Annotated in this window: 9 protein-coding genes and 1 pseudogene; 4 read left to right on the forward strand and 6 right to left on the reverse strand. The window is 68.1% G+C overall.

Annotated elements, in window-relative coordinates; translation table 11 throughout:
• Positions 1 to 11 precede the first annotated feature (11 nt).
• On the reverse strand, positions 12 to 1,379 hold the full coding sequence (locus FEZ61_RS06215) for a gluconate:H+ symporter (protein ID WP_173147797.1): 1,368 nt from the start codon (positions 1,377 to 1,379) through the stop codon (positions 12 to 14).
• 185 nt (positions 1,380 to 1,564) lie between these two features.
• On the opposite strand from FEZ61_RS06215, the gene FEZ61_RS06220 reads away from it, so the two are divergent.
• Positions 1,565 to 2,197 (forward strand): cyclodeaminase/cyclohydrolase family protein, encoded by a 633-nt coding sequence (locus FEZ61_RS06220; protein ID WP_173147799.1) that lies wholly within the window; start codon positions 1,565 to 1,567, stop codon positions 2,195 to 2,197.
• A gap of 6 nt (positions 2,198 to 2,203) precedes the next feature.
• The gene (locus FEZ61_RS06225; RefSeq protein ID WP_064309582.1) at positions 2,204 to 3,457 is read left to right on the forward strand and encodes a DUF2254 domain-containing protein; all 1,254 of its coding nucleotides are present in this window, start codon (positions 2,204 to 2,206) and stop codon (positions 3,455 to 3,457) included.
• A 10-nt stretch (positions 3,458 to 3,467) separates the two neighbouring features.
• Here the strand turns inward: FEZ61_RS06225 and FEZ61_RS06230 are convergent, their stop codons facing one another.
• Complete coding sequence (locus tag FEZ61_RS06230; RefSeq protein WP_173147801.1) at positions 3,468 to 4,406, reverse strand: cation transporter; 939 nt, start codon at positions 4,404 to 4,406, stop codon at positions 3,468 to 3,470.
• A 228-nt stretch (positions 4,407 to 4,634) separates the two neighbouring features.
• Here FEZ61_RS06230 and FEZ61_RS06235 point away from each other — a divergent pair, with 228 nt between their 5' ends.
• Positions 4,635 to 6,341, forward strand: a complete 1,707-nt coding sequence (locus tag FEZ61_RS06235) for an amidase (RefSeq protein ID WP_173147803.1) — start codon at positions 4,635 to 4,637, stop codon at positions 6,339 to 6,341.
• A gap of 13 nt (positions 6,342 to 6,354) precedes the next feature.
• Positions 6,355 to 6,726, forward strand: a pseudogene (locus tag FEZ61_RS06240) (MFS transporter); the annotation flags it as partial.
• A gap of 30 nt (positions 6,727 to 6,756) precedes the next feature.
• Here the strand turns inward: FEZ61_RS06240 and FEZ61_RS06245 are convergent.
• Genes FEZ61_RS06245 through FEZ61_RS06260 form a run of 4 tightly spaced genes read right to left on the reverse strand, consistent with a single transcriptional unit; the run spans position 6,757 to position 11,975 of the window.
• Positions 6,757 to 8,298 carry an APC family permease gene (locus tag FEZ61_RS06245; protein ID WP_173147807.1) on the reverse strand — a complete coding sequence of 514 codons (1,542 nt, stop codon included), beginning with the start codon at positions 8,296 to 8,298 and terminating at the stop codon, positions 6,757 to 6,759.
• 58 nt (positions 8,299 to 8,356) lie between these two features.
• Entirely contained in the window at positions 8,357 to 9,103 is a 747-nt protein-coding gene (locus tag FEZ61_RS06250; protein ID WP_173147809.1) for a gamma-glutamyl-gamma-aminobutyrate hydrolase family protein, read from the reverse strand.
• A gap of 45 nt (positions 9,104 to 9,148) precedes the next feature.
• Positions 9,149 to 10,426: an FAD-binding oxidoreductase gene (locus FEZ61_RS06255; RefSeq protein WP_173147812.1), complete on the reverse strand. Its 1,278-nt coding sequence runs from the start codon at positions 10,424 to 10,426 to the stop codon at positions 9,149 to 9,151.
• A gap of 55 nt (positions 10,427 to 10,481) precedes the next feature.
• Positions 10,482 to 11,975, reverse strand: coding sequence for an aldehyde dehydrogenase (locus FEZ61_RS06260; RefSeq protein ID WP_017641331.1), 1,494 nt, complete (start codon positions 11,973 to 11,975; stop codon positions 10,482 to 10,484).
• Positions 11,976 to 11,981: the final 6 nt, after the last annotated feature.

Below are 11,981 nucleotides of genomic sequence, written 5' to 3' on the forward strand. Positions count from 1 at the left end.
GCAGGGGTTCGTCAGATCCAGAGTGACAACAATAGCGTACCGGCAAGACCGGTGACGGAAACCAGGGTCTGCAGCACCGACCAGACCCACAGTGTCTGCTTGAGCTCCAGGCCGAAATACTCGCGCACCATCCAGAAGCCGGCGTCATTGACGTGGCAGAAGAACACCGAGCCGGCGCCGATGGCCAGGGCGATCAGCGAGGCCTGCGGCCCGGCCAGCCCGGCCACCACCGGCGCCAGGATACCGGCCGTGGTGGTGGTCGCCACCGTCGCCGAGCCGGTCGCCTGGCGCAGCGCCACGGCGATCAGCCAGGCCAGCAGGATGTAGGGCAGATGGGCGCCCTCGGCGACCTTGGCCACGGTGTGGCTGACCCCGGCGTCGAGCAGGGTCTGCTTGAGGCCACCGCTGGCGCCGATGGTGAGCAGCAACGCGGCGATGGGCGCCAGGCTCTTGCGCAGCACGCCACCGACGCGCTCGCGCGGCATGCCACTGCCCCAGCCGAGCAGCACGGTGGCCGCCAGCACGGCGAGCCCCAGGGCGATCAGGGGTTCGCCAAGAAACTTCAGCCCCTCCGCCAGACCGCTGTGCGGGTCGAGGGCGACCTTGGCGAAGGTGCTGCCCAGCATCAGTAGCACCGGCAACAGGATCACCAGCAACGACAGACCGAAACCCGGCTGGCGCGCGCCCTGATCCCGGGCGCTGAACAACTCACCCAGCTCCGCCGGCGGCTGGATCGTCATGCGCTGCGACAGCCAGCCGCCGTACAGGGGACCGGCCAGGATCACCGCAGGGATGGCGATCACCAGGCCCAGGAGCATGGTCAGGCCAAGGTCCGCGTGCAATGCCCCGACCGCGATCAGCGGACCGGGGTGCGGCGGCAGCAACGCATGCAGGGTGGTCATCCCGGCCAGGGCCGGAATGGCGATGCGCAGCAACGGCTGCCCGGAGCGCTGCGCCATGACGAAGATGATGGGCACCATCAGTACCAGGCCGACCTCGAAGAACAGCGGCAGGCCGATCACCATGGCCACCAGGGCCATGACCCAGGGCAGGCTGCGACCCTTGCCCAGGCCCAGCAGGGTGCTGGCGATGCGATCGGCGGCACCGGACTCCGCCATCAGCGCACCGAGCATGGAGCCCAGAGCGATGATGATGCCGGCCTCGCCGAGGATGCCACCCGCGCCCTTGCTGAAGGCCTTGGCCACGGCTTCGGCGGGCAGCCCGGCCCCCAGGCCGGCGATGAAGGTGCCGATGAGAATGGCCAGGAAGGGTGGCAACCGGGTGACGCCAATCAGCAGGACGATGGCCAGGATGGCGGCCAGGCAGCAAGAGATCAGCCGGGTGTCGTGGGCGACCCAGGCGAGCGCAGCAGGATCCACAGGTGACTCCTTGTAACTTATTGTTTCAGGATCACCTTAACCGAAACAAGGTCCGAGGTACGACGTAAATCGAAATAACCCCTTTCGCTTATTGCACTTAGCTTGCGAACCTCAGCCGTTTCGCACGATCCAAACTGCGTTCGGTCATGACCGAATCCCTTACCCTTTGCTCGCAGGCGGTTGGCATGAACGAAACCTCTACTCTCTGGCAGCAGACCCTCGCCCAGTTCCGCGACGGCACCGGTTCCACCCTGCCCACCCCGGGCAGTGGCGCGGCGGCGACCGTGGCGGCCTGCCTGGGCGTCGCGCTGGTCCTCAAGGGCTTGAAGCTCAGCCAGCAGCGCCAGCCGGTGACCCGCCACGCCGAGCTGATCACCCTGGGCGAGCGCCTGCAGGAAGCTCTGAGCACCTGTGCCGATGCCGATGTGCAGGCCTTCGCCAACTACCTGGAAGCCGATCGTCAGGCCAGTGGCGCCGGGGCCGAGGGCGAACGTCGCCAGCAGGCGCTCAACCTGGCCGCGGCCAACGCCGTGCAGATCCCCATCGCTACCGCTCAGCTGTGCCTGGAAGCCCTGGATCTCGCCGTGATCGCCACGCCGCTCACCGTCGAACCGCTGCGCAGCGACACCCTGGCCGGCGGTCGTCTGGTGCATGGTGCCCTCGGTGCGGTGCTGACCACCGTGGATGCCGACCGCAATGGCCTGAAATCCGGCGACGCCCGGGAAGCCGCGCGGCAGATGCGCGACAAGCTCCAGCAGCAGGCCGCTCAGCGTCTTGCCCAGCTGAGCGCCACCCCCGTTCCGCCGGCCATGGGCTGACGGCCGGTGCTGGCCCGCCTGGGCTGGGTCCTGCGCGGACTCCAGCGACGCCTGTGGTTCCGCGCCACCCTGTTCTCGGTCGCCGGGGTGGCGACCGCCCTCCTCGCCCTGCTCCTGCGTGACCACATCCCGGCCAGTCTGCCGGCCAAAGTCGGCGCCGATGCCGTCGACAAGATCCTCACCATCATCGCCAGCAGCATGCTGGCGGTAACCACCTTTTCCCTCAGCACCATGGTGACGGCCTACAACGCCGCCGCCAGCAGCGTGACGCCCCGGGCCTATCCGTTGCTGTTGGAAGACAGCACCACCCAGAACGCCCTGGCCACCTTTCTCGGCTCCTTCCTGTTCAGCCTGGTCGGCATCATCGCCCTGAGCACCGGCCTCTACGGCGACAACGGCCGCGTGGTGCTCTTCGCCGTCACCCTGGTGGTGATCCTGCTGATCGTCTTCACCCTGCTGCGTTGGATCGACCACCTCTCCCGGCTGGGGCAGCTGGATGCCACCAGCGACAGCATCGAAGACGCCGCCCGGCATAGCCTGCAGCGCTGGTTGACCCATCCTTACCTGGGTGGGGTGGCGGCGCCGGTCGATGAACCCGCCAACGGCCGCCCGGTCCTGGCGGACCGCACCGGTTATCTGCAACGGGTAGACATGCCGCTGCTGGCGGACCTCTGCGGCGACCACGGTCGCCTGCGCCTAGCCGCCCTGCCCGGCGCCTTTCTCGATCCGGCGCAGCCGCTGCTCTGGGTGGAAGGCCTGCCGCCGGAAAAGGACGCTCGCCTGCGTGCCGCCTTCACCCTGGATGCGCGCCGGGTGCACGACCAGGATCCGCGCTTCGGCCTGACGGTGCTGGGCGAGATCGCCACCGGGGCGCTGGTGCCTTCGCGCAGCGATTCGGGCACCGCCATCGCCATCCTCGGTCGCGCCCAACGGCTGCTCACCGAACTCACCGAAAGGCGCGAGCCCGTCGAGCCTCGCTATCCGCGGATCGAGGTGCCGGAGCTGTCGCTGGACGATCTCTTCGACGACTTCTTTCTACCGGTGGGCCGCGACGCGGCGCCCCTGGTGGAGGTGGGCATGCGGCTGCAGAAATCCCTGGCGCGCCTGGCGGTCCAGGGCGATGCGCGGATCAGGCGCGAGTGCCTGCGGCATTCCCGCCTGGCGCTGGCTCGGGCCGAAGCCACCCTGGGCCAGGCCGAAGACCGCGTCATCCTCCAGCAACTGGCTGCGGACGTCGAACGCCTCTGCGCCTCCCGCTAGCCCGGCAAGGCTAGCGCGACCAGGCCGGGTCGGTGGTGAAGGCGATGGTCAGCCAGCGGTCCGGGCCCTCGCCGCCAATGGCCTCGCCGATCTCGTCGCGGATGGCGTCCCATTCGTCCAGGGTCTTGGCCGGCCAGCCCAGCGGCACGATGAAGTACAGCTCGATCTGCCGGGCCCGGCCGACCTTGGCCACATAGGCACGGTAGTCGAGAAAGCCGAAGCGCGAAACCATGCCCTGGGCGACCTCATCGACCTGCTGCTTGAGTTGCGGCGGGGTCACCATGAGGATTTCCGTGAAGGCCTGCCAGACCAGCTTCAGCGGTATGGGAATGATGAGTACGCAGATGATCGCCAGCACCAGGGGATCGATGTACGGCGTGATCCAGGCATAGGCCGTGCCTTCGGCCAGGGCGCCAACCAGGAAGGCCAGTACCAGGGCGGCCGAAATGCTGCCCGACATGATCCAGCTCTTGATGTCGAGCTTGAGAAAGTCCGACTGGATGTCCCGGTTCAAGCGATGCACGAGGGCGGCGAAGCCAAAGCAGCATACCGCAGCGACCAGTGCATAGAGCAGCGCCATGCCGAACGCCAGCGCCTTGCCGCCGCTCATCAGGCTGATGATCGAGTTGACCAACGCGTAACAGGCCACGATGCACAGCACGCTGCCGTTGAGGGCGAGCACCATGGGTTCCAGGTGCCAGAACCCCATGTTGAAGCGCTCGGCCAGTCGCCGGTCGCCCTCCGCCTCCTGGCCGTGTCTATGGATCAGCATGGCCACCAACAGTGCCACGCCACTCATGAAGGCGTCGGTCAGCGAATAGAAGCCGTCGAAGACGATGGCATAAGAACCCGACAGCACCCCGAAGGCGATGCCCACGATCGCCAGGACCACCGTGACGACGATGGAGAAGCGCAGCACCGTGCGCTCGTTGCCTAGGCGTTTCAGCATGATTCACTCCAGCCACGGGATCGCCGCCAAGGGCGGCAAACAGGTTCAATTCAGGCCAATCATAGAGGTCAGCAGGCTAGCCTGCATGGGCAGTTCGGCAAGGCTTCCATGCACGGACGCAATCAAAAGCCGGCAGGCTTCGGGTGTACACTGCACCGGTGCTTCTTTCCTTCAAGGCCTCTGACAACAGCCTCTTCCGTATCCCAGAATCCTCAACGGCGACCCACCATGATCGAAGTTACCGAACGTTCCATCGCCGAGTTGCGTCACGCACTCGAAACCGGCCAGACCACTGCGGTGCAGCTGGTCGAGGCCTACCTGGCCCGTATCGATGCCTACGACCCGCCCGCCAGCGCCACCGCGCTCAATGCCGTGGTGGTGCGCAATCCCGAGGCCCTGGCCGAAGCCGCCGAGTCCGATCGCCGTCGCGCCTGGGGCGAGACCCTGGGGCCGCTGGATGGCATCCCCTACACCGCCAAGGACAGCTATCTGGTCAAGGGGCTGACCGCCGCCTCCGGTAGTCCGGCGTTCAAGGACCTGGTCGCCCAGCGCGATGCCTTCACCATCGAACGGCTGCGCGCCGCCGGTGCCATCTGCCTGGGCAAGACCAACATGCCGCCCATGGCCAACGGTGGCATGCAGCGTGGTGTCTATGGCCGCGCGGAAAGCCCCTACAACGCTGGCTATCTCACTGCGCCCTTCGCCTCCGGGTCCTCCAACGGCGCCGGCACCGCCACCGCGGCCAGCTTCGCCGCCTTCGGCCTGGCCGAGGAAACCTGGTCCAGCGGGCGCGGCCCGGCGTCCAACAACGGGCTCTGCGCCTATACCCCCTCGCGCGGGGTCATCTCGGTGCGTGGCAACTGGCCGCTGACGCCGACCATGGACGTGGTGGTGCCCTATGCCCGCACCATGGCCGATCTGCTGGAAGTGCTCGACGTGGTGGTGGCGGACGATCCCGACACCTCCGGCGACCTCTGGCGCCTGCAGCCCTGGGTGCCACTGCCCAAGGCCTCGGAGGTCCGCCCGGCCCGCTATAGCGACCTGGCCGTCGACGCGAGCGCCCTGGCCGGCAAGCGCCTCGGCGTGCCGCGCATGTTCATCAACCAGGACCCGGAGGCCGGCACCAGCGACAATCCCGGCATCGGGGGCCCCACCGGCCAGCGCATCCATACCCGGCCCTCGGTCATCGCCCTCTGGGAACAGGCCCGCGCCGTCCTGGAAGCGGCCGGCGCCACCGTGGTGGAGGTGGACTTCCCGCTGGTGTCCAATTGCGAAGGCGACCGCCCCGGCGCGCCCACGGTGTTCAACCGCGGCATCGTCTCCCAGGCCTTTCTCCACGACGAACTCTGGGACCTGTCCGCCTGGGGCTTCGACACCTTCCTGCGCGACAACAACGATCCCAACCTGAACCGGCTGGTGGACGTCGAAGGCGAGCTGATCTTTCCCCACGAACCCGGCACCCTGCCCAACCGTGAAGGCGACCTGGCCGCCGGCATGGCCGAATACGTGCGCATGGCCGAGCAGGGGCTCAAGACCCTGGACGAGATCACCACCCTCCCCGACGGCCTGCGCGGCCTGGAGCACACGCGCAAGATCGACCTGGAAGACTGGCTGCAGGCCCAGGGCCTGGACGCGGTGCTCTTTCCCACCGTGGCCGACGTGGCCCCGGCGGATGCCGAGATCAATCCCGCCTCGGCCGACATCGCCTGGAGCAATGGCGTCTGGGTCGCCAACGGTAACCTCGCCATCCGCCACCTGGGCGTGCCGACCGTCACCGTACCGATGGGCGTGATGGCCGACATCGGCATGCCGGTGGGCCTGACCTTCGCCGGGCGGGCCTATGACGACTCGAATCTGCTCAGGCTCGCCGCCGCCTACGAGGCGACCGGCTCCAAACGCCAGGTACCGCCGCGGACGCCGCCGCTGGTGGGTTGAGGGTAGACTGGTGAGTCTTGCCGGCTTCGCCGCGGTCGCGCTGCTGCTGGGGCTCAACCGTGATTCGGCGATGGCGCAGTACCTGGGCATCTTCGCCTGGGGGCTGACGTTCGGCGGCGCGGCGACGCTGCTGCAAACCGCCCTGGCGGATACCGCGGGCAGCGGCGCCGATGCGGCCCTGGCGATGAACGTGGTGACCTGGAACAGCGCCATCGCCGGGGGTGGCATCCTGGGCGGCCTGTTGCTGGAAGGCGTCGGCCCCCAGGCCCTGAGCTGGGCCGTGGTGGCCTTGTCGCTGGGCGCCCTAGCCATCGCGACGGCTGCCCGGCACCGCGGCTTTCCGGCGGGCACCCGGGCGAGCGTCTTACCCGTCCTGGGCCACTGACCGTCCGCGCGGGCACCCGGCCCGCGCCCTTCAGCCCCGGTGCGGGACCGCCTCCAGCGTCTCGCCCTGGAAGAAGGCCGGCGCACGCCACCGGGCGAACAGCATCAGCACCAGACCCAGGGCCAGGATCACCACGGCGATGATGAACACCAGGCCGATACCGCCCAGGTGCGAGCCGCTGCCGAAGTCCGGCGACAGGCTGGCGATGGCGGTCTGCCAGAAGATCACCGAGAGGATGATGGCGCCGAGCAGCGGGCAGAGGCCCCGCAGCAGCGCATGGCGCAGGCTGTCGAACAGGCTGCGGCGGAAATACCATACGCAGGCATAGGCGGTCAGCGAGTAGTAGAAGCAGATCATCATGCCCAGGGCGGTGATGGTGTCCGCCAGGACGTTGTCGCTGAGGGTGCGCATGACCACATAGAAACCGCCCGTGGCGATACCGGCGGCGATGGTGGCATAGCGCGGCGTGCGCGAGCGCGGGCAGATGTGGGCGAAGCGGCGCGATACCGCACCGTAGTACCCCATCGCCAGCAGGGTGCGCGCCGGGGAGATGAAGGTGGATTGCAGAGAGGCGGCGGTACTGGCCAGCACCGCGATGGACATCAGGATCGCCAGCGGCCCCATCACCGGTCCCGCCAGGTGGGCGAAGACGTTTTCCTGGATCTCGGGATTGCCCAGCCCCAGGCCGGCGTCGCCGATGCCGGCGAATTGCAGGGTGGCCGCGGCGGTAAAGAGGTACAGCAGCAGGATCAGCAGCACCGTGACCGTCGCCGCGCGCCCCGGCACCTTCTGGCTGCCCACCGACTCCTCGCTCACCGTCAGGCAGACATCCCAACCCCAGAAGATGAAGATCGACAGCGACAGCCCGGCGGCGAAGGCGGAAAAGGATTCGACGTTGAAGGGGTTGAACCACTCGGGGTGGAAGACCACCGGCGCCGCCGCTGGCGCGGCGTTGAAGGCCGCCAGCGAGAAGCCGACCAGCACCAGCAGTTGCAGGGCGACCAGCCCGTACTGGACGCTCATGGTCATGCCGATGCCGCGGCAGCTGATCCAGACCGCGATGGCGATGAACACGCAGCAGGTGACGATGTTCACCAGCAGGTGCTGCGACAGCGCCGCCAGCTCCGCTCGACCGCTGAGCTGGGCGAGAAAGAGATAGAAGAAGTCCACCGCCACCCCGGCGAGGTTGGACAGCACTATGGTGGTGGCCGTCACCAGGCCCCAGCCACCGATCCAGCCGATCATGGGGCCGAAGGCGCGAGTCGACCAGGTGAAGGAGGTGCCGCTGTCCGGATCCACGGCATTCAGCTCGCGATACCCCAGGGCCACCAGCAGCATCGGCAGGAAGCCGACGATGAAGACCGCGGGCAGGTAGACGCCCACCTCGCGCACGGTCGGCCCCAGGGCGCCGGTCAGGGTGTAGACCGGGGCGATGGTGGAAATGCCCAGCACCACGCAGGCGAGTAGCCCCAGGGAGCCGGCGGCCAGGCCCTTGGCGGACGGATCGGTCAGGGCTTCCGGCCCGGCGTTGGCCGGAGCGCCTGCAGGTGCGCCCTTGCTCTGTTCAGTCATAGGTCTCTGCCCTGCTGTTGGTATTGTTGTTCAGAGTCCAGCGTGCGCGGCAAGGTGCCTAACGCGATGCGGCATGGCGCTGGCAGGCGTCGCGAAAGGCGTCCAACAGCGCCAGGGATTCGGGGCTCTCGCGGAAATTCCACTCGGGATGCCACTGCACCCCGACGACGAAGCCGGGGGCGTCGGCCAGGGACACCCCTTCCACCAGACCATCCGGCGCCAGGGCTTCGATGCGCAGCCCCTGCGCCAGGCGGTCGATACCCTGGCTGTGCAGGGAATTCACCTGGAAGCTGGCCGGCAGGCCGAGGCGCTCGAACACCCCACCCGGTGGCACCTGGACCGGATGGGTGGGCGCGTACTGCTCGGCCAGCAATTCGCTCTGGGGCTCGCGGTGATCGGCATGCCCGGGCAACTCCTGCACCCGCTGGTGCAGGCTGCCACCGAGGGCCACATTGAGCTCCTGAAAGCCGCGGCAGATGCAGAACACCGGAATGCCGCGATCGATGGCCAGCCGTAGCAGCGGCAAGGTGTAGGCGTCGCGCGCGGCATCGTGCTGGGTGCCGGCGAGACTTTCCGGCCCCTGGTAATGATGGGGCTCGACATTGGACGGCGAGCCGGTGAACAGCAGGCCGTCCAGGTGCGCCAGCAGCGCCTGCGGATCGCTCGGCACGCTGCGCGCCGGCAGTACCACAGGCAGGCCGGCGTGACCCGCGGCCTCGACGTACTTGTCGCCGACGGTATGGGAATCGTACTTGCCGAGCGTCTGCCGGCACGCCGTCACGCCGATCAGGGGCATAGGGGACATGGCTATTCTCCAGAGTGCCCGCCTGGATCAGGCGGGCGGACAGGGTCAGATACCGAGGCGATCGCGCAGCTGGTAGTAGGTCGCGCCCAGCGCGGTGAAGGGCACGCGCAGGAGTTGCCCGCCCGGGAAGGGATAGTGCGGCAGGCCGGCGAAGGCATCGAAGCGCTCGGCCTGGCCGCGCAGGGCCTCGGCCAGCACCTTGCCGGCGAGGTGGGTATAGGTGACGCCGTGGCCACTGCAGCCCTGGGAGTAGTAGATGTTGTCGCCGAGACGCCCCACCTGGGGCAGTCGCGACAGCGTCAGCAGGAAGTTGCCGGTCCAGGTGAAGTCGATCTTCACGCCCTTTAGCTGCGGGAAGGTCTGCAGCATCTTCGGCCGGATGATCGCCTCGATGTCCGCCGGATCCCGCGCGCCATAGACCACGCCACCGCCGTAGATCAGCCGGCGATCGGCGCTGAGGCGGAAGTAGTCGAGCAGGTAGTTGCAGTCCTCCACGCAATAGTCCTGGGGCAGCAGGCTGCGCGCCATGTCCTCGGACAGCGGCTCGGTGGTGAGCACCTGGGTGCCGCAGGGCATGGACTTGGCAGCCAGCTCCGGCACCAGCCCGCCCAGGTAGGCGTTGCCGGCCACCACCACGAAGCGCGCCTTCACCTGGCCATTGGCGGTATGCACCATGGGGTTAGCACCGCGGTCGATACGGGTGGCCGCGCTCTGCTCATAAAGCTTGCCGCCCAGGGAGGCTACCGCCGCCGCCTCGCCCAGGGCCAGGTTGAGCGGATGGATATGGCCGCCGCTCATGTCCAGCAGGCCGCCCAGATAGCGATCGGTGCCGACCACCTCGCCGATGCCGGCCTTGTCGAGCAGGTGCAGCTGGGTATGGCCATAGCGCTCCCAGAGCTTCTTCTGGGCTTCCAGGTGGCCGAGCTGCTTGCCGGTCAGGGCGGCGAAGACGCCGCCGTCCTTGAGATCGCACTGGATGTCGTAGCGGGCGATGCGCTCGCGAATGATGCGCCCGCCTTCGAAAGCCATCTCGCCCAGCAGTTGCGCCTGCTTGGGCGGCAACTGGCGCTCGATGGCATCGATGTCGCGGCTGTAGCTGTTGACGATCTGACCGCCATTGCGCCCCGAGGCGCCGAAGCCGACCCGCGCCGCCTCCAGCACCGTCACGCTGAAGCCGTGCTCGAGCAGGAACAGCGCAGTGGAAAGCCCGGTGTAACCGGCGCCGATGACGCAGACATCGGTCTCGACACTGCCGTGCAGCGCCGGGTATTCGGTGTGGAGGTTACGCGAAGCCGCGTAGTAGCTGCCGACATGTTGTTGCATGGTGAGATTCCTCTGCCTGCGACTCCGGCGGCTGCGCCGGAATCGCCGCGCCTGTTCAGAGCTTGATCCAGGTCGCCTTGAGTTCGGTGTATTTGTCGAAGGCGTGCAGCGACTTGTCGCGTCCGTTGCCGGATTGCTTGAAGCCGCCGAAGGGCGCCGTCATGTCGCCGCCATCATACTGGTTGACCCAGACACTGCCCGCACGCAAGGCCCGCGCCACGCGATGGGCACGGGAGATATCCCGCGTCCAGACGGCCGCGGCCAGGCCATAGGGGGTGTCGTTGGCGATGCGCACGGCCTCTTCTTCATCCTCGAATTCGATCACCGCCAGCACCGGGCCGAAGATCTCTTCCCGGGCGATGCGCATGGCGTTGTCCACCCCTTCGAAGATCGTCGGGGTCACGTAGCTGCCACCGGTCTCGGTCAGGGCGCGCGCGCCGCCGCTCACCAGCCGGGCACCCTCGGCACGGCCCGCTTCGATGAACCCCAGCACGGTGCGCAGATGGCCTTCGTCCACCAGGGCGCCGACGCGGGTGCTGGGGTCCAGCGCATGGCCGGGCGCCCAAGCCTGCAGCGCCTCTGCCACCAAGGCCAGGAAACGCTCCTTGATTGAGCGCTCGACCAGCAGCCGGGAGCCGGCCACGCAGACTTCGCCCTGGTTGAAGGCGATGGCTGCCGCGGCCGCTTCGGCAGCGGCCACCAGATCCGGGGCATCGGCGAAGACGATGTTGGGACTCTTGCCGCCCGCCTCCAGCCAGACCCGCTTCATGTTCGACTCGCCGGCATAGACCAAGAGCTGCTTGGCGATGCGGGTGGAGCCGGTAAAGACCAGGGTGTCGACGTCCGCATGCAGCGCCAGCGCCTGGCCGACGGTATGGCCATAGCCGGGCAGCACGTTGAACACCCCTGCCGGGATGCCGGCTTCCAGCGCCAGCCCCGCGATGCGGATGGCGGTCAGCGGCGACTTCTCGGAGGGCTTGAGGATCACCGAATTGCCGGTCGCCAGCGCCGGGCCCAGCTTCCAGCAGGCCATCATCAAGGGGAAATTCCAGGGCACGATGGCCGCGACCACCCCCACTGGTTCGCGGGTCACCAGGCCGAGCTGGTCGCGCGGCGTGGGCGCCACCTCGTCGTAGACCTTGTCGATGGCCTCGGCGCTCCAGCGGATGGCATTGGCCGCCGCCGGGACGTCGATACCCAGGGCATCGCCGATGGGCTTGCCCATGTCCAGGGTTTCCAGCAGGGCCAGCTCCTCGGCATGGGCCAGCAGCAGCTCGGCGAAGGCGATGAGTACCCGCTTGCGCTGCACCGGCGCCTGATGCGCCCAATCGCCCCGCGCGAAGCTGGCCCGCGCAGCCTGCACGGCCACCTCGGCATCCTCGGCCATGCAACTGGCCACCCGCGCCAGGTGGCGACCATCCACCGGGCTCAGGTCGTCGAAGGTGGCGCCGCCCAGGGCGTCCTGGTAGCGGCCGTCGATGAAGGCGCGGGATTCGACGGTCAATGCCTGGGCGCGCCGCTCCCAGTCCTGTCGTGTCAGCACGGTCATGATTGC

It is taken from the genome of Pseudomonas sp. MS15a(2019) (assembly GCF_013277805.1).
GTDB classification, from domain to species: Bacteria; Pseudomonadota; Gammaproteobacteria; order Pseudomonadales; family Pseudomonadaceae; genus Chryseomonas; species Chryseomonas benzopyrenica.

Coding starts and splice junctions, on each gene's coding strand:
- FEZ61_RS06220 (WP_173147799.1), top strand. CDS start 1,565: ATGAACGAAACCTCTACTCTCTGGCAGCAGACCCTCGCCCAGTTCCGC.
- FEZ61_RS06230 (WP_173147801.1), bottom strand. CDS start 4,406: ATGCTGAAACGCCTAGGCAACGAGCGCACGGTGCTGCGCTTCTCCATC.
- FEZ61_RS06235 (WP_173147803.1), top strand. CDS start 4,635: ATGATCGAAGTTACCGAACGTTCCATCGCCGAGTTGCGTCACGCACTC.
- FEZ61_RS06245 (WP_173147807.1), bottom strand. CDS start 8,298: ATGACTGAACAGAGCAAGGGCGCACCTGCAGGCGCTCCGGCCAACGCC.
- FEZ61_RS06250 (WP_173147809.1), bottom strand. CDS start 9,103: ATGTCCCCTATGCCCCTGATCGGCGTGACGGCGTGCCGGCAGACGCTC.
- FEZ61_RS06255 (WP_173147812.1), bottom strand. CDS start 10,426: ATGCAACAACATGTCGGCAGCTACTACGCGGCTTCGCGTAACCTCCAC.
- FEZ61_RS06260 (WP_017641331.1), bottom strand. CDS start 11,975: ATGACCGTGCTGACACGACAGGACTGGGAGCGGCGCGCCCAGGCATTG.